Origin of the sequence: Azospirillum oleiclasticum (genome assembly GCF_013423485.1) — a bacterium.
Taxonomy (GTDB): Bacteria; Pseudomonadota; Alphaproteobacteria; order Azospirillales; family Azospirillaceae; genus Azospirillum; species Azospirillum oleiclasticum.
Genome location: NZ_JABFFR010000044.1, coordinates 20,468 through 41,902 on the forward strand (window position 1 = coordinate 20,468; position 21,435 = coordinate 41,902).

The following is a 21,435-nucleotide window of genomic DNA, read 5'->3' on the forward strand; positions in this document are numbered from 1 at the left end:
ATACCAGTGTGCCGCACACGTTCCCTGTCCGCGGCGGTATCCGATCATGGCCCTGGCCTTCCACGCCCTTCCGCTCGCCGGCACCATCCTTCTGCTGGCGTCGCGGCGCGTCAGCCTGCTGGGGGCCGGCTCGGTCGGCATGCTGCTGGCGATGGCGACGCTCGCCGCCGTGCAGCCGGACGCCGGGACCGCCGTCGCCGTGGTGGCGCGGAAGGCGGCGGAGGGGGTGTGGCTGGCGTGGCATGCCATGTCGATCATCGCCGCCGGCCTGCTGTTCCACCGCGCCTACGAGGCGCGCCCGGTGGCGGCCGAGGCGGCGGCGGGCGTGGAGGACCGGCGCCGCACCGCCGTCACCGCCTGCTTCCTGGTCGGACCCTTCGCCGAATCGGTCACCGGCTTCGGCATCGGGCTGGTGGTGGCGCTCGCCATGCTGCGCCCGCTCGACCTGCCGCCGGTGCGCGCCGCCGCTCTCGGCCTGTTCAGCCAGATCCTGGTGCCCTGGGGCGCCATGGGGGTGGGCACGCGGGTGGGGGCGGAGCTGGTGGGCGTGACCTTCGCCGATCTCGGCAGCACCTCGGCGCTGCTGATGCTGGTGGTGCTGCCGGGTGTGCTGCCGGTCTTCTGGTGGCTGATCCACCGGTCGGGCATCGCGTCGCGCCCCGCCGACCGACTGCGCGATCTGCTGCTGGTGCTGGCGCTGGGCGGGCTGATCTGGGCCACCAACCGGTTCGTCGCGCCGGAGCTGGGCGGCGGACTGTCCACCGGGCTGCTGCTTCTGCTGCTGGAGGGGCCGCGCCGGCTGCGCGATCCGGCCGCCCTGCCGCGACTCGCCGGGCGGCTGTGGCCCTACGCGCTGCTGGTCGGCGGGCTGATGGCGACACGGTTGCTGCCGCCGCTGTCGGGCTGGACCGCGTCGTGGCTGGTGCTCGACCCCTTCGACGGGCTCGCCCCGCTGCCCGTCCTGCGCCACCCGTCGAGCTGGCTGGTGCTGCTGGCGATGGCGCTTCTGGTCAGGCTGCCGCCGGGTGCCGCGGGAGGAGTCGTCACGGGGGCGTTGCGCGCCGCCCTGATGCCGATGGCGACGACGCTGGTCTTCATCGTGCTCGCCGTCTGCATGGCCGCCTCCGGCGGTGCGGCACTGTTCGGGGCGGCGTGGCGCGAACTCGCCGGTCCCTTCGCCGTGCTGGCGACCCCGCTGTTCGGGGCGGCGGTGGGGATGCTGACCGGATCGAACACCGCCGGCAACGCGCTGATGATGACCATCCAGTTGAACCTTGCCGCCGGCAGCGGCGTGCCGCCGCTGCTGGTCGCCGCCCTGCAAGCCGTGTCGGGCAGCCTGTGGACCATGCTGAACCCCGGCCGCATCGTCATGGCGGCCAGCCTCCTGGGGCTGGCGCGGGCGGAGGGGGCGGTCTACCGGGCGTCCCTGCCGATCGGTGTCGCCGCGGTGCTGGTCCTGCTCGCGGTGGTGGCGGTGGCCCGCTTCGCGGCCTGAACGCGGCAACTCCGCGCGGGGTATACTGACCGTCCAGGGCTGACAGCGCCGCCCCCGCCCTGTATGACTCGTGTCCCCAGGAACATCGGTTTCGAGCACGGACCCCGGCAGGCGATGGCAAGCAGGACACGAGGCAGGAAGCGGCGCCGCGGCGTACCGCAGCGGCAGACCGCGCCGGCGCGCAGGACCACGCAGGCGGCGGCGCTCGCGATGGCCAGTGCGGCGGAGGAGGGGACCGCGGACGGAGCGGACTCGCGGCCCTACGGCTTGCCGCCGGCGTCCGGGCGGCCGCTCCGTCCGCACCAGCTTCCGCCGCCGCCCACGCCGCGCGGCCGGCGCGGTGTCGTCAACAGCTCGCCGGAGCTGGACCAGGGCGCCTTCCTCGGCCCGGAGCAGCGCCGCCTGCTCGCCGCCCAGCGCGCCGTGCAGAGCCGCGGCACCCGCCGCCGCCGCGGTCTTCTCGCCGCCGGGCTGCTCGCGCTGCCGGCGCTGGCGGCGGTCGCCGCGTGGCTGGCCGGCTGGATCTGAGGGCGCTGCTCACCCGCCCTGCGCTCAGCCGTCGTGCGGCCAGGCGGTGAAGGCCACCGTCGCCTCGGCACGTGCGGAGAAGGCGGCGAGCGCCGGGTGATCCGCCAACGGAACCACGCCGGGCAGAAGCTCCTGGGTGAAATGCCAGACCACCGCGGTGGTGATGTCGGCCTGCAGCGGACGGTCACCGAACAGCCACGCGTCGCCCGTGCCCAGCTCCGCCTCCAGCAGCCGGAAGGCGGTGAGGAGCTGGCCCCGCACGCGGTCCATCCAGGGCTGGTGGCGCTTCTCCTCCGGTCGCAGCTCCCGCTCGTAGACCATCTGCACCGCCTTCTCGCAGGCGGCCAGCGCCAGCCCGACGACGCGCTGGGCGCGGGCGTGGTCGGCGAGACCGGCGAGCGACAGCCGCCGCTCCTCCGGCACCATCCGTTCCAGATGCTCCAGGATCAAGGTGGAATCCATCAGCACCACCCCATCGTCGGTGACGAAGCTCGGCGCCTTCACCACCGGGTTGATCGCGGCGAAGCTGTCGAAGTGACGGAAGACCGACACCGACTCGTGCGTGACGGGCAGGCCCATCACCTCCATCGACACGGCGACGCGCCGCACATAGGGCGAATCCAGCATTCCGATCAGGCGCATCCCGTCATATCTCCCGTGGTTGGCCGCCTTGGTTGGCCGAAGTCAGCCCATGACCAGCAGCGGCTTGTCCCGCCGTCCGGCGGTGTGGAACAGTGCCAGAGCCCGCCGCCACTCGGCCAGCGGCACGGTGGCGACGCCCGGCAGCGGCGCGCGGCGCAGCCGGGGCCAGAGCGTGCGGAACCAGCCCTGCCACGTCTCCGGCGCCACCGTCGCCAGCCGGTCGCGCAGGTGGAAGCGCCGCAGCGCCGGCCGCACCGCCGGCACGGCGAAGGGTTGCCCGGACAACAGCCCGTAGGACACGAAATCCCCGCCCGGCGGCATGGCATCCAGGATCGCCTCCGCCAGCGGCCCGCCGACCGCGTCGAAGGCGACCTCCGCCCGCGCCGCGGCGGCGGTCACGGCGGCGGTGTCGGCCATCGTCACCGGCTCCACGCCAAGGGCGGCCAGCGCCGGGCCATGCGCCGCCGAGCGGACGATGCCGGTCACCGACCGGGCACCGGCGGCGAAGGCCCAGAGCGCCAGCAGGCCTGCGCAGGCGGACCCCGCCGCGGTCAGCAGCACCCGCCGGCCGGCCACCGGCCACGCCTCCAGCATCAGCTGGGCCGAGAGCGGGTTGATGTAGGCGCGCGCCGCCAACTCCGTCGGGATGTCGTCGGGCACCGCCACCAACCAGGCCGGGTCGGCGTCCACCACGCGCTGCCAGGTGCCCGGCCCGCGCAGCGGCAGCACGCGCGTCCCCTCGGCCAACGCGCCACCGCTCCCGACCACCGCCCCCACGCCCTCGTAGCCGGCGACCAGCGGCGGCCGCACCCGGTGGCCGTAGGCGCCGGTGACGGGAATCAGGTCGGAGGGGTTGACGGGGGCCGCGATCATGCGGACGCGGACCCGGCCGGGCTCCGGCGGGCCGAGCGGCTGCGACTCCAGCGCCAGCACCTCCCCGGGCGGCCCGAACCGGCGGTAGAGGAGCGCGTCGTTGCGCAGGCCCGCGGGCGCGGCGTCGGTCATCCGGCGGTTCCCGTCTCCAGCAGCGCCGTGATCGCGTCTTCGGTGGCGGCGCCACGCAGCCGTTCCGCGGTGCCGTGGTCGCGCAGCTCGCGCGCCGCTTCCAGAAAGGCGCCGAGCGCGGTGCGGGCGAGGGCGGCGCCGACGCTGACCCGGCGCACGCCGACCGCCGCCAGGGCGTCCACCGGAAGGAAACAGCCGGCGCCGCCGACCAGCACGTTGACCGGCTTGCCGAGGGCGCAGACGGCGGCGATGGCGTCGAGGCCCGGCAGGCCGGGGGCGTAGAGCACGTCGGCACCGGCCCTGGCGTAATCCTCCAGCCGCCGCAGCGTGTCGTCGAGATCGGGCCGCCCGGCGATGAAATTCTCCGCCCGCGCCGTCAGGGTGAAGGGGCCGGGAAGCGAACGCGCGGCCTCCGCCGCCGCGGCGACGCGCTCCACCGCCAGACCGTGGTCGTAAACGGCGGGCTCCGGAAGCCCGGTCGCGTCCTCGACGGAGCCGCCGGCAAGCCCCGCCTCCCCGGCCAGCAGGATGGTGGCGCGGACCTCCTCCGGACGGTCGCCGAAGCCGTTCTCCAGATCGGCGGTCACCGGGATGTCCACGGCGGTGGCGATGGCGGCGGCGTGGGCGATGGTCTCCGCCCGCGACACCCGTCGCCGCCCGTCCGGCCGGCCGAGGGAGAAGGCCAGCCCGGCGCTGGTGGTCGCCAGCGCCTCGAAGCCCAGCGCCCGGAGCATCCGCGCCGTGCCGGCGTCCCACGGGTTCGGCACCAGGAAGGGGCGTGGCCGGGCGTGCAGGGCGCGGAACGCCTCCCCCTTCGAGCGGGCGCTGGTGTGCTGGTGCATGACGGATCCTTGCAGCGGAGCGGCCCCGATCATGGCGCCGCCGCCGCGCGCCGCCAAGCGCGCCGTGTTCATCCGCCGGTGAGGAGAGGTCGTTTGCCGCGCGCCGCGCTCCCCCGGCAGCATCGGGCCGGTTCGCTGCCCCCGTGGGGTGGCGCGGCGGAGGGAGGAGCGTCCTTGAGCGACATCGTTCTGACATCCAGCGCCGGGCCGGTCACGGTCCTGACGCTGAACCGGCCGCACCGGCTGAACGCCATCGACTTCGCCACCATCGACCGGCTGCACGCGCTGCTCGACGGGATCGAGGCCGATCCGGCCGTGCGCGCGGTGATCCTGACCGGGGCCGGCGACCGCGCCTTTTCCGCCGGTGCCGACATCCACGAGTTCGCCGGCCCCGTCTTCGCCGGTCCGGAGGCGGCGCTGCGGGAGTTCGTGCGGCGCGGGCAGCGCTTCACCAGCCGGCTGGAGTCCTTCCCCAAGCCGATCATCGCCGCGGTCAACGGGCTGGCCTTCGGCGGCGGCTGCGAGGTGACGGAGGCGGTGCCGCTCGCCATCGCCAGCGACCGCGCGCTGTTCGCCAAGTCCGAGATCCGGCTGGGCTTCCCGCCGCCCTACGGCGGCACGCAGCGGTTGCCGCGGCTGATCGGGCGCAAGCGCGCGCTGGCGATGCTGCTCACCGGCGACCGCATCGGCGCGGAGGAGGCGCGGGCCTGCGGGCTGGTCAACGCGGTGGTGCCGCCGGACCGGCTGATGGAGGCTGCCCTGGATCTCGCCGGGCGCATCGCCGCGCAATCGCCGCTCGCCGTGGCCGCCTGCCTCGCCGCCACGACGCGGGGGCTCAACCTGTCCATCGACGAGGGGCTGGCGGTGGAGGCGGCGCAGTTCGCGCGGATGGCGGCCACGTCCGACATCCGCGAGGGCATCACCGCCTTCCTGGAAAAGCGGGAGCCGCGTTTCGAGGGACGCTGATGCCCGGAGGTGACGGCTTGGAACGGAGGCGGCGACGGCCGATACTGGCGGCGGTTCCGTCCGTTCCCCCGCCCTGAAGGTCCCCCGTCCCATGGCGTTCCGGCTGCCGCCGCTGCACACCCTGCGCCTGTTCGAAGCCGCGGCGCGTCATCTGAGCTTCAAGCTGGCGGCCGACGAACTGTGCGTCACGCCCAGCGCCGTCAGCCACGGCATCCGCGCGCTGGAGGAGTGGCTGGGGGCGGAGCTGTTCCTGCGCGGCAGCCGCGGGCTGCGGCTGTCCGAGGTCGGGACGGCCTATCTGCGCGAGGTGCGCCACGCGCTGGAGGTGCTGGCGGCGGCCAGCGACGGGGTGCGGCGGCGCTCGGCGCGCGGGCATGTACGCATCAGCGTGGCGCCCACCTTCGCCGGGCGCTGGCTGCTGCCGGCTTTGCCGGCCTTCAAGGAGCGCTACCCGGAGGTGGCCGTCTCCATCGACACCTCGCACCGGGTGGTGGAGTTCCCGCGCGACGGCGTGGATCTGGGCATCCGGCTCGCCACCGGCCCGTGGCCGGGGCTGGTGGCGGTGCCGCTGCTGCGCGAACGGCTGGTGCCGGTCTGCGCCCCGGCGCTGGCCGCCCGCATCCGCCGGGTGGAGGATCTGACCGCCGTGCCGCTGCTGCACGTGTCCAGCGCGTCGGAGGACTGGCAATGGTGGCTGGGGGAGGCGGGGCATCCCGAGTTGACCGCCCCCGCGGCGCTGGTTTTCGACGAGATCCGGCTGGCGATGGACGCGGCGGTGCGCGGGATGGGGGTCGCCATCGGCCGGCGGCCGACCATCGACCCCGAGCTGGAGGACGGCCGGCTGGTCGAGGCCCTGCCGATCTCCGTGCCCGCGCGCAGCCATTACTGGCTGGTCGGCGGCGCCGGCGCGCTGGAACGGCCGGAGTTGCGGGCCTTCTGCGGCTGGCTGGAGGGGCTGTTCGCGGAACCGGCGTGAACGCCGTTCATCCGGCGGCGAGAACCCCGCGTTTGCCGCAGCGCGGCGAACGCGCCCATCATCGGCATCGCGCGGCCTCCCCGGGCCGCCCGTGTTCCCGCCGACGAGGAGGCGTTCCGCCATGCTGTACGATCATGTCACCGGTCCTGCTGCCGGGCGTGTTGCTGCCGGGCAGCCCGTCCCCGAAAGCCGCTTGCGGCGGCTGTTCAGCGCCATCCGCGACCGCCTCCTGACATGGGGCGAGCGGGAGCGCGAGCGGCAATGGCTCGCCGATTTCAACGACCACATGCTGAAGGACATCGGCATGACCCGCGGCGAGATGCGGCACGAGGTCAACAAGCCCTTCTGGAAATCGTGACCGGCGGGGCGACGGTCACAGCAGCGCGCGCAGATCGGCGCGCAGCCGTTCCGGGTCGCTGTCGCCGAGCTGGAGGTCCACCAGATCGTGGGTGTCCCGCCAGATCGGCACGGCCGCCGCCAGCACGCCCCGCCCCTCCGGCGTCAGCGTCATGAGACGGCCGCGGCGGTCGGCGGGATCGACCGCCACCGCGACCAGCCCGCGCCGCTCCAGTGGCTTCAGCGCCGCGGTGAGGGTGGTGCGGTCCATGGCGAGCAGCTTCGCCACCGGCGCCATCCCCACCGGTTCCGGCCGGTTGAGCGCCATCATCAGCGAAAACTGGCCGTTGGTCAGCCCCACCGGGCGCAGGGCGTCGTCGAAACGGCGGGCCAGCGCGCGTGCGGCGCGCTGCACATGCAGGCACAGGCAGCGGTCGCGGACCATGATGGTGGTCGCGAAGGGCACATCGGCGGAAACGGTCTCCGTCCGAACGGCATCGGCGAGGCAATCGGGAGCGGCGTGATCGGGTGGCGTTGACATGCGTCTGATGTGTTGATATCAACTGTTCAAGTCAATAAGAGACAATGCAGCGCGGCAATTCGCCGCAGGCCGATGACCGGGAGGATTCATGCAGACCGATCCACAGACCGAGCACGCCTGGCTCCAGCAACTCGTGGGCGAGTGGACCTACGAGGGCGAGTGCCTGATGGGTCCCGGCCAGCCGAACGCGAGCTTCCGCGGGCGGGAGACGGTGCGTGCGGTCGGCGGCCTGTGGGTCGTCGGCGACGGCGAGGGGGAGATGCCCGGCGGCGGCACGGCGATGACCATGATCACGCTGGGCTTCGACGTGAAGTCGGGCCGCTTCGTCGGCACCTGGATCGGCTCCATGTCCTCGCATTTGTGGGTGTATGACGGCGCGCTGGACGACAGCGGGCGGGTGCTGACCCTGACCGCCGAGGGGCCGGCCTTCACCGGCCAGGGCATGGCGACCTACCAGGACATCAGCGAGATCGTCGGCCCCGACGAACGCCGCTTCAACGCCCGCGTCCGCGGCGCCGACGGGGAATGGACACACTTCATGTGGTCCACCTACCGCCGGGTGGGCTGACCGGCTCCCCTATCGGGCGGGGCGCCGCTCGATCCCCAGCGCCTTGATGCGGGAGGCGAGCGTGGTCGGGCGCAGGCCAAGGATGGCGGCGGCCCCGCCGGGGCCGGAGACCCGGCCGCCGGCGGCCTCCAGTGCCGCCTGGATGTTGGCGCGCTCGCGCGCCCGGCGCTCCGCCTCCGTCTCGATCCCCGGCGGGCGGTCGCCGCCGCCCTCCTCGCCGACGCCACCCTCATCGCTGGGAGCGTCGGGCGGGGCCTCCACCGTGGCCGGCACGTCGATGGCGATGCGGCCGTTGCGCGCCAGGATCGCCGCCCGCTCGATGACGTTCTGCAACTCCCGTACATTGCCCGGCCAGCGGTAGCCGACCAGCCGGCGCACGTTGCCCTCGGTCAGGGTCAGCGCGCCGGTGTTCAGCTTGGCCGCGGCGTCGCGCAGGAAATGGGCGGCCAGCAGCGGGATGTCCTCCGGCCGGTCGCGCAGGGCCGGGGATTCGATGGGGAAGACGTTCAGGCGGAAATACAGGTCGCGGCGGAAGCGCCCGCGCTCGACCTCGGCGCCGAGATCGCGGTTGGTTGCGGCGACGATGCGCACGTCCACCCGCCGCGTCCGCTCCTCGCCCACCCGCTCGAACTGCCCCTCCTGAAGGACGCGCAGCAGCTTGCCCTGGAGCTCCAGCGGGATCTCCCCCACCTCGTCCAGGAACAGGGTGCCGCCGTCGGCCAGCTCGAAGCGGCCGACGCGGTCGCGCAAGGCGCCGGTGAAGGCGCCGCGGGTGTGGCCGAAGAACTCGCTCTCGAACAGCTCGCCCGGCACGGCGGCGCAGTTGACGCGGATCAGCGGCCGTTCGCGCCGGCCGCTCGCCTCGTGGATGGCGCGCGCGATCAGCTCCTTGCCGGTGCCGGACTCGCCGGTGACCAGGACGCTGGCCCCGGTGGGCGCCACCAGTTCCACCTGCTCCACGATCTTGCGGATGGCGGCGCTGGTGCCGATGATGCCGCGGTGGTTGCCGGTCAGCCGGATCTCCTCCTGGAGATAGGCGTTCTCCAGTTCCAGCCGCTCGCGCAGCCGGTCGACCTCGGCGAGTGCGGCGCGCAGCCGCTCGTCGGCCTCCCGCCGCTGGCCGACGTCGCGGAAGACGATGACGGCGCCGACGATCCGGCCGTGCGCGCGGATCGGCGTGCTGGTGTACTCCACCCACAGCGGCGACCCGTCGCGCCGCCAGAACACCTCGTCCGACACCCGGTGCACCTGCCCGTCGCGGAAGGCGGCGTAGATCGGGCATTCGTGGTCGGGGTAGTGGGAGCCATCGGGGCGGTGGTGGTGCACGGTGGCGTGCATGCTGCGGCCCAGCATCTCGGCCGCCGTCCAGCCCAGCATGCGCTCCGCCGCGGGGTTGACGAAGGTGGTCTTCCCCTCCGCGTTGACGCCGTAGATGCCCTCGCCGGCGGCCTGGAGGATGAGCTGGTTCTCCCGCTCGATGTCCTGGAACACCCGCTCGACCCGCTGCCATTCCTGCAGGCCGTCGCGCATGAACAGCTCGCCCTCCGCGTCGATGTCGCGGCGGCGGCGGGCGTCCAGGTCGCTGAGCGTCAGCAGGATCAGCGGCGGGTCCTCCCCCGGCAGCAAGGTGCCGGCATACTCCAGCCGCAGCGGCAGGCCCGCCGCATGTTTCGCACACAAACTGCGCGTCCAGTAGGCGCCCTTGGTCAGCACCGCCTCGGTGAAGACGATCAGCGCCGGCTCCTGCCCCTGGTGCAGGTCGGTGATGGCGGTCGCGCGCAGCGTCTCCCGGTCGTAGCCGAGCAGGCGCCCGGCGGCGGGGTTGGCGTCGAGGATGCGGCCCGTCGCCGGGTCCACCACCAGCGCCGCGTCCAGCCCGGTTTCGAAGGCCACGCCGAAGCGGTCCGCCCTGGTCTCCGCGACCACCATCCTCGCCCCGCCTCTTACGAGATGTCGTCAAGCCGGTGACGATTTTTCGTCATTCACGAGATTTCGTCAACGGCCTTCCGGCCGCGGCGCGGCGCGAATGGCGGCGTTCACGCTGCCACTCCTTCTGGCACGGGGCTTGCTGATACGGGGGCAAGCCGGACGCAACGTCGCGTCGCTCAGCAGGGAGCAGCAGACATGGCCACCTTCGACGATCCCTTCGACCTCAACCGCCGCCTGTCGCGCCAGGGCTGCTCCTGCGGGCAGCACGCCTCCCAGGCGGAGCATGAGGCGGCGTCGGCGCTGTCCGGCGACGGGCGCCTGATGCGGGTGGTCGAGGGTGCGGTCATGCGCGCCCTCTTCCCCGACGACCTGACCCGCCGCAACTTCCTGCGCGCGGTCGGCGCCGGCACCGCCGCCGCCGCGGTCGCCTCCCTGCTGCCCATCGCCACAGCCGCCGACGCGTTGGCCCAGGGTGCGCCGCTGGAGAAGACCGACCTGAAGGTCGGCTTCATCCCGATCACCTGCGCCACGCCCATCATCATGGCGCACCCCATGGGCTTCTACAGCAAGCAGAAGCTGAATGTGGAGGTGGTGAAGACGGCCGGCTGGGCGGTGGTGCGCGACAAGACGCTGAACAAGGAATACGACGCGGCGCATATGCTGTCGCCGATGCCGCTGGCCATCACCATCGGCGCCGGCTCCAACCCGCAGCCCTACACCATGCCGGCGGTGGAGAACGTCAACGGCCAGGCGATCACGCTGGCCATGAAGCACAAGGACAAGCGCGATCCCAAGCAGTGGAAGGGCTTCAAGCTCGCCGTGCCCTTCGACTACTCGATGCACAACTACCTGCTGCGCTACTATCTGGCCGAAGCCGGGCTGGACCCCGACACCGACGTGCAGATCCGCTCGGTGCCGCCGCCGGAGATGGTCGCCAACCTGCGGGCGGAGAACATCGACGGCTTCCTGGCGCCCGACCCGGTGAACCAGCGCGCGGTGTATGACGGGGTGGGCTTCATCCACATCCTGTCCAAGGAAATCTGGGACCGGCACCCCTGCTGCGCGTTCGCCGCGTCGAAGGAGTTCGTGACCCAGATGCCGAACACCTACGCCGCCCTGCTGCGCGCCATCATCGAGTCCACCGCCTACGCCACGAAGCCGGAGAACCGCAAGCAGATCGCCGAGGCGATCGCGCCCGCCAACTACCTGAACCAGCCGGTGACGGTGGTGGAGCAGGTGCTGACCGGCACCTTCGCCGACGGGTTGGGGCAGGTGCGCAAGGTCCCCGACCGCATCGACTTCGACCCGTTCCCGTGGGAGTCCTTCGCCGTGTGGATCCTGACCCAGATGAAGCGCTGGGGCCAGATCAAGGGCGACATCGACTACAAGGCGGTGGCGCAGCAGGTCTTCCTCGCCACCGACGCCACCCGCCTGATGAAGGAGGCCGGGTTGACCCCGCCCACGACCACCACCAAGAGCTTCTCGGTGATGGGCAAGACCTTCAACCCCGCCGATCCGGAGGGCTATCTGGCGTCCTTCGCGATCCGCCGAGCCGGCTGACGGGGAGGGCGGGGCATGCACCGATCCCAGTCACTGCGCGCCGGGCTGGTCTCCCTGGTCATCCTGGCCGTCTTCCTCACGGTCTGGCATCTGGCGACGCGCGGCACCGGCGCCACCGCCGGGATGGACCCGGAATACGCCAAGCTGATGGGGCTGACGGCGACGCAGGGCAAATCGGCCATGCCCGGCCCGCTGGACGTGGCCGCCACCCTGTGGGGCCACCTGTCCGACCCCTTCTACGTGCGCGGCACCAACGACATGGGGATCGGCATCCAGATCGGCTGGTCCATCGCCCGGGTCGCGGCCGGCTATCTGCTGGCGGTGCTGGTGGCGATCCCCGTCGGCTTCCTGATCGGCATGTCGCCGCTGATGTCGCGGGCGCTCGACCCCTTCATCCAGATCATGAAGCCGATCTCGCCGCTCGCCTGGATGCCGCTGGCGCTCTACACCATCAAGGACAGCGGGCTGTCGGCGATCTTCGTCATCTTCATCTGCTCGCTGTGGCCGATGCTGATCAACACCGCCTTCGGCGTCGCCAATGTCCGCAAGGAATGGCTGAACGTCGCCCGCACGCTGGAGGTCGGGACCTTCCGCCGCGCCTTCCAGGTGATCCTGCCGGCCGCGGCCCCGACCATCCTGACCGGCATGCGCATCTCCATCGGCATCGCCTGGCTGGTGATCGTGGCGGCGGAGATGCTCGTGGGCGGCACCGGCATCGGCTACTTCGTCTGGAACGAGTGGAACAACCTGTCCATCACCAACGTGATCACCGCCATCCTGGTGATCGGCCTTGTCGGCATGGTGCTGGACCAGGCGCTGGCGCGCGTCGCCCGCCTCGTCACCTTCCCGGAGTGAGGGACATCATGACCGAGAAGCCCCTGATCTCCATCGAGGGCATCGCGCGCCGCTACCCGGCGCCGGGCCGCCAGACCACCACCATCTTCGAGAACCTGTGGCTGCCGATCCGGCGCGGCGAGTTCGTCTGCATGATCGGCCATTCCGGATGCGGCAAGACGACGGTGCTCAACATCCTGGCCGGGCTCGACGCGCCGTCGGACGGCGAGGTGATCGTGGACGGCAAGGCCATCTCCGGCCCCAGCCTGGACCGCGCGGTCATCTTCCAGAGCCACGCGCTGCTGCCCTGGCGCACGGTGCTGGGCAACGTCGCCTTCGCGGTCAAGTCGCGCTGGCCCAAGCGTGCCAAGGAGGCGATCGAGGAGCAGGCGCGCCGCTTCATCGAGCTGGTCGGGCTCGGCGGGTCGGAGCGCAAGCGGCCGGCGGAGCTGTCGGGCGGCATGAAGCAGCGCGTCGGCATCGCGCGGGCGCTCTCCATCGAGCCGAAGATCCTGCTGATGGACGAGCCCTTCTCCGCACTCGACGCGCTGACCCGCGGCACGTTGCAGGACGAGGTGCGGCGCATCTGCCTGGACACCGGCCAGACCACCTTCATGATCACCCACGACGTGGACGAGGCGATCTACCTCGCCGACCGCATCGTGCTGATGACCAACGGCCCGGGTGCCCGCATCGCCGAGATCGTTGAGAACCCGCTGCCGCGCGAGCGCTCGCGCATCGACCTGCACCGGCACCCGCACTACTACGCTCTGCGCAACCACCTCATCGATTTCCTGGTCACCCGCAGCCGCACGCTGCGCGACCAGCCGGCCGACGGCCACGACCCGCGCCACCCGCCGGTGGTGCGGCCCTCCGCCGCCCCCGAACTCGTCGTCACCACCCCCGGCGACGCGGCGACCCTGCCGCTCGCCGCCGCCCACAAACACTGATCCCGAGGAGACATCCCATGAAGCGCGACGACCTGACCGAGAAGATCCTGGACATCAAGCGCGAGAAGGACCTGAGCTGGGCGCAGATCGCCGAGGCGATCGGCGGCTACTCGCCGATCCTGATCACCGCCGCCCTGCTCGGCCAGATGAAGCTGACCAAGCCGCAGGCCGAGAAGGCGGCGGCGCTGTTCGGCCTGACCGAGAGCGAGGCGAAGATGCTGAACGAGGTGCCCTACCGCGGCTCGCTGCCGACGGCGGTGCCGACCGACCCGCTGATCTACCGTTTCTACGAGCTGGTCAACGTCTACGGCACCACCTTCAAGGAGCTGATCCAGGAGGAGTTCGGCGACGGCATCATGTCCGCCATCGACTTCGAGATGGAGATGGAGCGGCTGCCCAACCCCAAGGGTGACCGGGTGAAGATCACCATGTCCGGCAAGTTCCTGCCCTACAAATATTACGGCAACGAGGACGGGGTGCCCGACTACGGCTTCGGCAACCCGTAAACCCATCGTCTCCACGACACGGCGTCTCCACGACACGGCGACCATCATGACCGAAACCCGCCCGGCGGCGCCGGACGGCGGCGCGCCCGACCGCGAGTGCGGGCGGGCCGCGGCCGCCATCGCCCAACTGATGACGACGCTGATGGACGAGGAGGCCGTCCTCGACGCCACGGCGGAGCGCAAGGCGCTGCTGGCGGATTTCGCCGACCTGCGGGCGCCGCTGGGGTTGGCGGCGGGGAACCTGCGCGGCTATCTGGCGACCGGGGAGGTGGGGTTGCGCGCCGCCTTCGAGCAGGGCTTCAGCAAGGCGGCGGCGGCGCGCAACACCATCGCCGGCAAGCGGGCGCTGCTCACCGCCACCCAGGCCATGGTCTTCGCCCAGGTGGAGGAACGCTTCGCCTTCCTGGAGCGCACGGTGCCCGGCCTGTTGGAGCGGACGGGCACCGCGCGGCCGGCCATCGTGCGCCCCACCGCCGGCCCACGGGTGGATCCGGCGCTGATGGCCGGGATGGGGGCGGTGTCGGGACGGCTGGTGGCGGCGCTGACCGCCATGCTGGACGCGGAACGGGCGCTGCCCGCCACGGCGGAGCGCAAGCGGCTGCTCATCCAGATCGCCGACGTGCGCGGCCCGGTCGGCATCGCGACGTCGCACCTGCGCGACTATCTGGCGGACGGCAACCCGGCCAGCCGTCGCCATTTCACCCAGTTCCTCGGCCGCGCCGCGGCGGCCATGGGCGCGCTGGAGGGGATGCGTGGCCTGTTCGAGCCGGTGCAGGCCGACGCCTTCGACCAGGCGCAGGCGGCCTGGGCCGAGTATGGCCCGGCGGCGTCCCGCGCCATCGCCGCCCGCGACGAGGCCGAGCTCGGCCCCGCGGCACCGCCCCTGGCGGCGGCGCTGCCCGTCGTCGCCGCCTGTCTGGCGGCGGCCCTGCCGGTGGTGCTGCTGGCCGGGTCCGGCGTCGGCGCGGGCACGCTGCTCGGTGCCGCGGTCGCCGGCTCCCTGCTGTCCGGCGGGGTGGCGGCGGCGCTGCTGCGGCGGGCCGCCGGCGGATCGCCGGAGGTGTGGGTGGGGCGGATCATGGCCGTGGTCGGCGGGGCGGTGCCACCCGCCCCGCTGCCGGCCCGCGGTGTCTTCCGCCGCCCGGCGCGCGCGCTGCACCGGCTGGAGCGCCACAGCGCCGATCTGGCCGACGCCCTGTCGACCGCGCTGGCCGAGCACCGCCAGCAGGCGGCGGAACGGCGGCAGGCGATGGTGCGCTTCAGCGAGGCCTTCGCCGGCCAGATCCACGGCGCCATCGACGCCGTGGAGGCGGACGCCCGCCAGCTCCTGGCCGAGGTGCACACCATCCGCGGCATCGCCGAGACGACGCGGGCGGAGGCCGACACGGTGGAGCGGGCGGGCGGGGTCGCGGCCGGCACCCTGTCCGCGGTCGCCGTCGCGGCGCAGGACATGACCGCCTCCTCGGAAGCCATCGACGGGCAGGTGCAGCGCTCGCGCGACATCAGCCTCGCCGCCGCCCGCGCGGCGGAGACGGCGGGGACCGCCATCGCGGCGCTGGTCGACACCGCCCGGAAGATCAGCACCGCGGTCGGCACCATCGAGCAGGTGGCCCGCCAGACCCAGGTGCTGGCGCTCAACGCCACCATCGAAGCGTCGCGCGCGGGGGAGGCGGGGGCCGGCTTCGCCGTCGTCGCCGGGGAGGTGCGCGGCCTCGCCCTGCAGACCGCCGCGATGACGGGGGAGATCGCCACACTGGTCGAGGCGGTGCGCGAGGACACCGGCCGTACGCGCGACTGCATCGCCGAGATCGGGCAGGTGGTGGAGGATCTGCGCGCCGTCGCCGACGCCATCGTGGAGGCGAGCGGCCGGCAATCCGCCGACGCCGGCCGCGTCGCCCACAATGTCGGCTCCACCCGCGAGCGGGTCGCCCGGATGACCGCGGCGGTCGGCGGCCTCCAGACCACCGTCGAACGCGCCAACGACGCCGCCCGCCTGCTGGAGGATCTGGCCGAAAGCCTGACCACGCGCGCCGCGGCCCTGCACGGCCAGTCCGACGACTTCATCGCCGGCGTGCGCGCGGGTTAGAACAGGCACTCACGAACAATCGGAGGAAACATCCATGGAACAGCGTCCGCCGCTTCCCCCCTTCACCGCCGAGACCGCCGCGCAGAAGGCGCGGATGGCCGAGAACGCCTGGAACAGCCGCGATCCCGTCCGGGTGTCGCTCGCCTACACCGCCGACAGCCGCTGGCGCAACCGGTCGGAGTTCTTCGCCGGCCGCCCGGCGATCGTCGAGTTCCTGACCCGCAAATGGCAGAAGGAGCAGGACTACCGGCTGATCAAGGAGGTCTGGGCCTTCACCGACAACCGCATCGCCGTGCGCTTCGCCTACGAATGGCACGACGGCGCCGGGCAGTGGTACCGTTCGCATGGCAACGAGCAGTGGGAGTTCGACGAGAACGGCCTGATGCGCCGCCGCGAGGCCAGCATCAACGACGTTCCCATCGCGGCCACCGACCGCAAGTTCCTGTGGGAGGGTCTGGAGCGCCCGGCCGATTATCCCGGCCTGACCGAACTGGGGCTGTGAGCGCCGGCGCCTACAGCCCCCCGGCGACGCGCAGCACGGCGCCGGTGACGTAGCTCGCCTTGTCCGACAGCAGCCACAGCACGGCCTCGGCGATCTCGTCCGGCTCGCCGACGCGGCGCATCGGCACCACGGCGGCGACGCGGGCGGGACGGCCGGGGTCGCCGGCCGCGGCGTGGATGTCGGTCCGCGTGGTGCCGGGGGAGACGGCGTTGACGCGGACGCCGGCGGCGGCCAGCTCCTTCGCCAGCCCGACGGTGAAGCTCTCCACCGCCGCCTTGGTGGCGGCGTAATGCACATACTCGCCCGCCGCCCCCAGCGTCGCGGCGATGGAGGAGACGTTGACCATGCGCCCGGCGGTGCCGGCCCGCTCCCACCGCCGCACCGCCTCCTGCGCGCAGAGCATGGTGCCGAGCAGGTTGACGTCGATGACCCGGCGCAGCATGGCGAGGTCGGCGTTGCGGAAGGCGCCGAGCCCGCCGGTGATGCCGGCGTTGTTGACCAGCGCGGTGACCGGCCCCAGCTCCCGCTCCGCCCGGTCGAACAGGTCCCGCACGGCGTCCGGCTCGGCGACGTCGCCGCGCACCGCGATGGCGTCGGCACCGCCGGCCCGCAGCGCCCCGACCAGCCGCGCCGCCGCGTCGTCGTCGCGCGCGTAATTGATGCAGACGGCGTAGCCGTCCCGCGCGGCCAGCCGCGCCACCGCCGCACCGATGCCGCGGCCACCGCCGGTGACGATCAGAACCCGCCGGTCGTCCTTCATCCCGTCTCTCCCCTGCCGGCCCCGCCCGCGGGGGCGGGGTCCCCGCCGCGATGATGCCGGACCGCCGCCGGCCTGCCAAAGGCGGCGTGTTCACCGGCGGGTGAACGCGGTTCACGCGCCACCAGCCAGCGCGCGTCGAAGCGGATGGCCGGACGCCCATCCGGCGCGAGACCCTCCACCGTCAGGGTGGCGCCACCCGGCCGCACCCCGCCGGGCGGGCGCTCCACCGCCGACCACCAGGCCCGCACCGCCAGCCGGTCGCCGGGATGGAGCGGCGCCGCCACCGTCACCGCGCCGAAGCCGAGGTCGCACAGCACCGCGACATCCCCGATGGCGCGTACGGCACAGCCGAGGCACAGCGCCATCGCGTACAGCGACGCCGCCGCCGGCCGCGCGTACAGCGAAGCCTCCGCCGCCACCGGATCGACGAAGACGCGGTGCGGCGCGAAGCGTACGGCGAAGGCGGTCATCGCCGTCGCCTCCACCAGCGCGGTGCCGCAGTCGACGGCGTCGCCGATCACGAGGTCGTCGAGATGGAGCATCGCCCGCCCCGTCACCGTCCGCCGCCGGCCAGCAGCAGATGGCCGCCCAGCGCCAGCAGGCCCCAGAGGAAGCAGAGGCGGAAGAGGTGGGCGGAGATGCGGCCGCGCAGCCACTGCCCGGCTCCCATGCCGGCCAGCGCCGGCAGCACCGCGAGCGCCGACGCGGCGGCGGTGGACCAGGGCAGCGCCCCGTTGCCGTACAGGGCCCCGGCCAGCGCCAGGGTGGAGACGGTGAAGGACAGCCCCAGCGCCTGCACCAGCGCGTCCCGCTCCATGCCCATGGCCTGGAGATAGGGCACGGCGGGGATGACGAACACGCCGGTCGCCCCGGTCACCAGCCCGGTCGCCACCCCGACCGCCGGGGACAGCCAGGGCTCCAGCCGCCGCGGCACCGCCAGACGGCGGCTGGTCAGCCCGGTCGCGGCGTAGAGCAGCAGGGCGGCGCCCAGGGCCCGCGCCGCCAGCCCGGCGCCGTCGCCGGTCAGCAGGCCGGACCCGGCCCAGGTTCCCACGGCGATGCCCAGCATCATCGTCCACAGTCGGGCGATCAGCGGGCGCAGGCCGGGGCCGGCGGCGAGCTGCCAGAGGTTGGTGACCAGCGACGGCACCACCAGCGTGGCGGCGGCCTGCGCCGGCGTCATCACGAGGCTGAGCAGCCCGACCGCCACCGTCGGCAGCCCGAGCCCGATGACCCCCTTGACCAGCCCGGCCAGGAGGAAGGTGGCCGTTACAACGGCGTCGAGAAAAAGCGTGTCGGTCATGGTCGGGGATTGTCGGCGTGGTCGTCCCATCGGACAATGCGCATGTTCCGCATCCAGGCTTCGGAAAACCCGAAGCCTTCGTCCAGGGAAGGACCCGCGCCCTTGCGCTTCGACCTGACCGACCTGCGCCTGTTCCTGCATGTGGTGGAGGCCGCCAGCCTCACCCACGGCGCCGGGCGGGCCGGCATGGCGCTGCCGTCCGCCAGCGCGCGGGTGCGCGGGATGGAGGAGGCGCTGGGCGTGCCGCTGCTGATCCGCGGCGGGCGCGGCGTGCGCCCGACCCCGGCCGGCTTGGCGCTGGTCCACCACGCCCGCCTCGTGCTGCGCCAGATGGAGCGGATGCGGGGCGAGCTGGCCGACCACACCCGCGGGGTCAAGGGGCATGTCCGGCTGCTCTGCAACACCGCGGCGCTGATGGAATTCCTCCCCGACGCGCTGGGCGGCTTCCTTGCCGCCAATCCGGGCGTGGAGATCGACCTGGAGGAGCGGCTGAGCCGCGAGATCGTCCCCGCCGTCATCGACGGCGCCGCCGACATCGGCATCGTCGCGGATTCCGTGGACCTGGCGGGGCTGCGGACCTTCCCCTTCCGCCGCGACCGGCTGGTGCTGGTGACGGCCGCCGCCCACCCCTTCGCCGGCCGCGACGCCATCGCCTTCGCCGAAACGCTGGACGAGGCTTTCGTCGGGCTGGTGGAGGGCAGCGCGCTGCAAGGCCACCTCGCCGGACACGCCGCGCGTGTCGGCCGCCGCCTGTCCTACCGGGTCCGCCTGCGCGGGTTCGAGGCCATCGGCCGCATGGTGGAGCGCGGGGTGGGGGTGGCCGTGGTGCCGGACAGCGCCGCCCAGCGCTGCCGCGCCACCATGGCCATCGCCCGCGTCCCGCTGACCGACCCCTGGGCCGACCGCAACCTGCTGCTCTGCGTCCGCGATCCCGACGAGCTGCCCGCCCACGCCCTGCGCCTGTTGCGCGCGCTCGCCGGCGGGGCCGGCGTGCCGGCCTGATCCGGTGGCTTATCCGGACGGGGCGGGTCGGCGGCCGGGTTTTCCGAGGATGGTGCCGGCGGCAATGGTCCGGATGAACGGTTCGGATCAGGTCCGGGCGCGCGGTTCTCCCCTCCAACGATGACGCGCACGGTCCGGGCCATCGATCAACATGGATCAGCCGGCTGGCCTTGCGCGATGGCGGATTGCTGGACCTCTGCCGCCGTCTCCACGGCAAAGGAGAGCAGCAGGCTGGTTCCCCCAACGACCGACCACTCGGGCTCCGCTCCGACCTGGTCCGCGAGCCTCTCGATCAAGTTGGTGCCGGACGACCGCGACCGGCTGGCGGCCATGCCGATCCCATCGTCGGCCAAGCGCAACCACCCGCGACCTTCCTCCCCTGCCCACAGGTCGAGCGTGATCGTGCCCGCTCGCCCCGGAAACGCATGCTTGGCGCTGTTGGTGATGAACTCATTGGCGATCAGTCCGAGCGAGGCCGCTGTGCTGTGATCGACGCGCACCTCGCCGACCGTCGCCTTGAACATGATCGGTTCAGCCCGGCCCCGACCGTAAAGCGCGACGACATGCTCGCACAGTTCCCGCAGATAACCACCCAACTCGATCGTACCGACTTGGCTGGCGTCATAGAGCCGGCTGTGGACAAGGCGCAGCACTTCGATCTTGCTTTCCAGCTCGCTCAGGATGGCGCAGCTTCCGGCACAGCCGGTCTGGAAGCGCTCCATGGTGATCAGACTTATGATGGCCTGGAGGTCGTTCTTCACCCGATGCTGGAGTTCGCGCATCGCTGTCGTGTGCTCCTCGACCGTCTTGCGCAGATGCCGGCTGGCTGTGTGCGTCGACGCATACACCAGAGCCAGTTCCGCCGAGGCCGAGGCCGGGATGGACGGCAGATCCGCGCCTGGGCGCTCCATGGCCTCCGCCACCCGGGACAGTCCGATCACAGAGCGCGACAGGCGGCGTGCGTAGGCAAGCACGACGAATGCGGCCACCATCATCATCATGCTGCTGACGGCGACGGACAGCCACATCGATCGCCACAACGGCACCTCGAGCTCGGAGGCCGGTGCGGCGAAGGCAACGGTCCATCCGGACATGGCCGACCGGGAATAGACCAGCGACAGCGGTTCCCCTTCCAGGGCCGGGCCTTCCGCCCGCCCATCCGCGGCTTGGCGGATCGCATCCAGGACCCAGCCTGGCGCCGGCTTGCCGACGAACTGTTCCGCCGCGCGCGTGCGGGCGATGACGACGCCCTTCGCATCGATGATGCCCGCGACCCAGCCAGCGGCGACACCTTGCTCCTGAAGGAGCTTTTCCCACTTGGTCGCGGTGACCACGGCGATGAGCACGAGCGTCGGCCCGTCTTTTGCCGGGACGGGAACGAGCACCGCGGCCACTGGGGCTTGCGCGATCGGCCCGTACATCAGGTCCGACACCTGCGGCTGCCCGGTCGCCAGCGTCTTCGCCACCAGGGGATCGACGGGATTCGGGCTCGGTATCGGAGCTCCGAACGGAAGAGCGGTGGAAAATCGCAGGTTCTCTCCGGCCTGGCGGAGGCTGACATGCGACCAGTAGGGATGTTTGGCCTTCACCTCCTGCGCGATGCGGTAGGCGCGCTCCGAGTTCGGATCGTCGGCCATGCCGATCGCCAGACTTTGCAGCGCCGCGATGGTGACGAGGATCTGCCGGTCCAGCGCGACCGCCATGGCATGGACGGTTCTCTCCATCTCCGTTTCGGCAAATCGACGCTGATACGACAGGTTCCAGGCCGTTATCCCGATGGCGACAAGAGCCATGGGCGCCAGCACCACGGCCATCATGTTGAAAAGGCCGTGGCTGATCTTCCATCGTGCGGTGTCATGCGACAGGGGCCATATGTTCGATGCCGATGAAATCGTCATGAGAAGCCCCCCCGGGAGCACACGCACACATTCCGCGACGGCTACGGCATGCAATTCGCAACAACGGAACATCGCATGCCGCAGTATGCGGCTCTGATAGCTAACATGCTTCCAGATTTGTGGAATAGTATCTTTCCGGCAAAGTTCACGAATGCTACCCCGTCGAAACATACTATGCCTTTAGTACAAGATTATCTTTTAAGATT

General features: G+C 72.3%; 22 protein-coding genes. 13 read left to right on the forward strand and 9 right to left on the reverse strand.

Features of this window, described 5'->3' with window-relative positions; all coding sequences use genetic code 11:
• The first annotated feature begins 46 nt into the window (after nucleotides 1-46).
• Both HL658_RS31425 and HL658_RS31430 read left to right on the forward strand, forming a co-directional pair.
• Nucleotides 47-1,495 carry an L-lactate permease gene (locus HL658_RS31425; protein WP_180285994.1) on the forward strand — a complete coding sequence of 483 codons (1,449 nt, stop codon included), beginning with the start codon at nucleotides 47-49 and terminating at the stop codon, nucleotides 1,493-1,495.
• Nucleotides 1,496-1,609: 114 nt separating this feature from the next.
• A complete protein-coding gene (locus HL658_RS31430; protein ID WP_180285995.1) occupies nucleotides 1,610-2,023 on the forward strand; it encodes a hypothetical protein in 414 nt (137 codons plus the stop codon).
• 24 nt (nucleotides 2,024-2,047) lie between these two features.
• On the opposite strand, the gene HL658_RS31435 is transcribed toward HL658_RS31430, so the two are convergent.
• The 3 genes from HL658_RS31435 to HL658_RS31445 are packed head-to-tail and all read right to left on the reverse strand — an operon-like array spanning nucleotide 2,048 to nucleotide 4,512.
• Nucleotides 2,048-2,665 (reverse strand): glutathione S-transferase family protein, encoded by a 618-nt coding sequence (locus tag HL658_RS31435; RefSeq protein ID WP_180285996.1) that lies wholly within the window; start codon nucleotides 2,663-2,665, stop codon nucleotides 2,048-2,050.
• Nucleotides 2,666-2,707: 42 nt separating this feature from the next.
• Complete coding sequence (locus HL658_RS31440) at nucleotides 2,708-3,670, reverse strand: zinc-dependent alcohol dehydrogenase family protein (protein ID WP_211109902.1); 963 nt, start codon at nucleotides 3,668-3,670, stop codon at nucleotides 2,708-2,710.
• A complete protein-coding gene (locus HL658_RS31445; RefSeq protein WP_180285997.1) occupies nucleotides 3,667-4,512 on the reverse strand; it encodes an isocitrate lyase/PEP mutase family protein in 846 nt (281 codons plus the stop codon). Before HL658_RS31445 ends, HL658_RS31440 begins: the two co-directional genes overlap by 4 nt.
• Before the next feature lie 174 nt (nucleotides 4,513-4,686).
• Here HL658_RS31445 and HL658_RS31450 point away from each other — a divergent pair, with 174 nt between their 5' ends.
• The 3 genes from HL658_RS31450 to HL658_RS31460 all read left to right on the forward strand — a co-directional run bounded on the left by HL658_RS31450 (nucleotide 4,687) and on the right by HL658_RS31460 (nucleotide 6,812).
• The gene (locus tag HL658_RS31450; protein ID WP_180285998.1) at nucleotides 4,687-5,478 is read left to right on the forward strand and encodes a crotonase/enoyl-CoA hydratase family protein; all 792 of its coding nucleotides are present in this window, start codon (nucleotides 4,687-4,689) and stop codon (nucleotides 5,476-5,478) included.
• Nucleotides 5,479-5,569: 91 nt separating this feature from the next.
• Nucleotides 5,570-6,454, forward strand: a complete 885-nt coding sequence (gene gcvA, locus HL658_RS31455; RefSeq protein WP_180285999.1) for a transcriptional regulator GcvA — start codon at nucleotides 5,570-5,572, stop codon at nucleotides 6,452-6,454.
• Nucleotides 6,455-6,575: 121 nt separating this feature from the next.
• On the forward strand, nucleotides 6,576-6,812 hold the full coding sequence (locus HL658_RS31460; RefSeq protein ID WP_180286000.1) for a DUF1127 domain-containing protein: 237 nt from the start codon (nucleotides 6,576-6,578) through the stop codon (nucleotides 6,810-6,812).
• Between the two features lie 15 nt (nucleotides 6,813-6,827).
• On the opposite strand, the gene HL658_RS31465 is transcribed toward HL658_RS31460, so the two are convergent.
• Entirely contained in the window at nucleotides 6,828-7,331 is a 504-nt protein-coding gene (locus HL658_RS31465) for a MarR family transcriptional regulator (protein WP_180286001.1), read from the reverse strand.
• Between the two features lie 88 nt (nucleotides 7,332-7,419).
• Here HL658_RS31465 and HL658_RS31470 point away from each other — a divergent pair, with 88 nt between their 5' ends.
• Nucleotides 7,420-7,899 carry a DUF1579 domain-containing protein gene (locus HL658_RS31470; protein ID WP_180286002.1) on the forward strand — a complete coding sequence of 160 codons (480 nt, stop codon included), beginning with the start codon at nucleotides 7,420-7,422 and terminating at the stop codon, nucleotides 7,897-7,899.
• Between the two features lie 9 nt (nucleotides 7,900-7,908).
• Here the strand turns inward: HL658_RS31470 and HL658_RS31475 are convergent, their stop codons facing one another.
• A complete protein-coding gene (locus HL658_RS31475; protein ID WP_180286003.1) occupies nucleotides 7,909-9,828 on the reverse strand; it encodes a sigma 54-interacting transcriptional regulator in 1,920 nt (639 codons plus the stop codon).
• A gap of 195 nt (nucleotides 9,829-10,023) precedes the next feature.
• On the opposite strand from HL658_RS31475, the gene HL658_RS31480 reads away from it, so the two are divergent.
• The 6 genes from HL658_RS31480 to HL658_RS31505 are packed head-to-tail and all read left to right on the forward strand — an operon-like array spanning nucleotide 10,024 to nucleotide 16,266.
• A complete protein-coding gene (locus HL658_RS31480; protein WP_180286004.1) occupies nucleotides 10,024-11,388 on the forward strand; it encodes a CmpA/NrtA family ABC transporter substrate-binding protein in 1,365 nt (454 codons plus the stop codon).
• A 15-nt stretch (nucleotides 11,389-11,403) separates the two neighbouring features.
• A complete protein-coding gene (ntrB, locus tag HL658_RS31485; RefSeq protein WP_180286005.1) occupies nucleotides 11,404-12,243 on the forward strand; it encodes a nitrate ABC transporter permease in 840 nt (279 codons plus the stop codon).
• Between the two features lie 8 nt (nucleotides 12,244-12,251).
• Complete coding sequence (locus tag HL658_RS31490; protein ID WP_180286006.1) at nucleotides 12,252-13,172, forward strand: ABC transporter ATP-binding protein; 921 nt, start codon at nucleotides 12,252-12,254, stop codon at nucleotides 13,170-13,172.
• Nucleotides 13,173-13,189: 17 nt separating this feature from the next.
• Complete coding sequence (cynS, locus tag HL658_RS31495) at nucleotides 13,190-13,678, forward strand: cyanase (protein ID WP_180286007.1); 489 nt, start codon at nucleotides 13,190-13,192, stop codon at nucleotides 13,676-13,678.
• A 46-nt stretch (nucleotides 13,679-13,724) separates the two neighbouring features.
• A complete protein-coding gene (locus tag HL658_RS37900; protein ID WP_180286008.1) occupies nucleotides 13,725-15,764 on the forward strand; it encodes a methyl-accepting chemotaxis protein in 2,040 nt (679 codons plus the stop codon).
• Between the two features lie 34 nt (nucleotides 15,765-15,798).
• Nucleotides 15,799-16,266, forward strand: a complete 468-nt coding sequence (locus HL658_RS31505; RefSeq protein WP_180286009.1) for a nuclear transport factor 2 family protein — start codon at nucleotides 15,799-15,801, stop codon at nucleotides 16,264-16,266.
• A gap of 10 nt (nucleotides 16,267-16,276) precedes the next feature.
• Here HL658_RS31505 and HL658_RS31510 read toward each other — a convergent pair whose 3' ends face one another.
• Genes HL658_RS31510 through HL658_RS31520 form a run of 3 tightly spaced genes read right to left on the reverse strand, consistent with a single transcriptional unit; the run spans nucleotide 16,277 to nucleotide 18,329 of the window.
• Entirely contained in the window at nucleotides 16,277-17,026 is a 750-nt protein-coding gene (locus HL658_RS31510; protein ID WP_180286010.1) for an SDR family oxidoreductase, read from the reverse strand.
• Complete coding sequence (locus HL658_RS31515; protein WP_180286011.1) at nucleotides 17,023-17,568, reverse strand: MaoC family dehydratase; 546 nt, start codon at nucleotides 17,566-17,568, stop codon at nucleotides 17,023-17,025. The genes HL658_RS31510 and HL658_RS31515 overlap by 4 nt, the downstream gene beginning before the upstream one ends.
• 11 nt (nucleotides 17,569-17,579) lie before the next feature.
• The gene (locus HL658_RS31520) at nucleotides 17,580-18,329 is read right to left on the reverse strand and encodes a sulfite exporter TauE/SafE family protein (RefSeq protein ID WP_180286012.1); all 750 of its coding nucleotides are present in this window, start codon (nucleotides 18,327-18,329) and stop codon (nucleotides 17,580-17,582) included.
• A gap of 102 nt (nucleotides 18,330-18,431) precedes the next feature.
• Between HL658_RS31520 and HL658_RS31525 the strand changes: the two genes are divergently transcribed.
• Nucleotides 18,432-19,331 (forward strand): LysR family transcriptional regulator, encoded by a 900-nt coding sequence (locus HL658_RS31525; protein ID WP_180286013.1) that lies wholly within the window; start codon nucleotides 18,432-18,434, stop codon nucleotides 19,329-19,331.
• A 146-nt stretch (nucleotides 19,332-19,477) separates the two neighbouring features.
• On the opposite strand, the gene HL658_RS31530 is transcribed toward HL658_RS31525, so the two are convergent.
• Entirely contained in the window at nucleotides 19,478-21,229 is a 1,752-nt protein-coding gene (locus HL658_RS31530; protein WP_180286014.1) for a sensor histidine kinase, read from the reverse strand.
• Nucleotides 21,230-21,435: the final 206 nt, after the last annotated feature.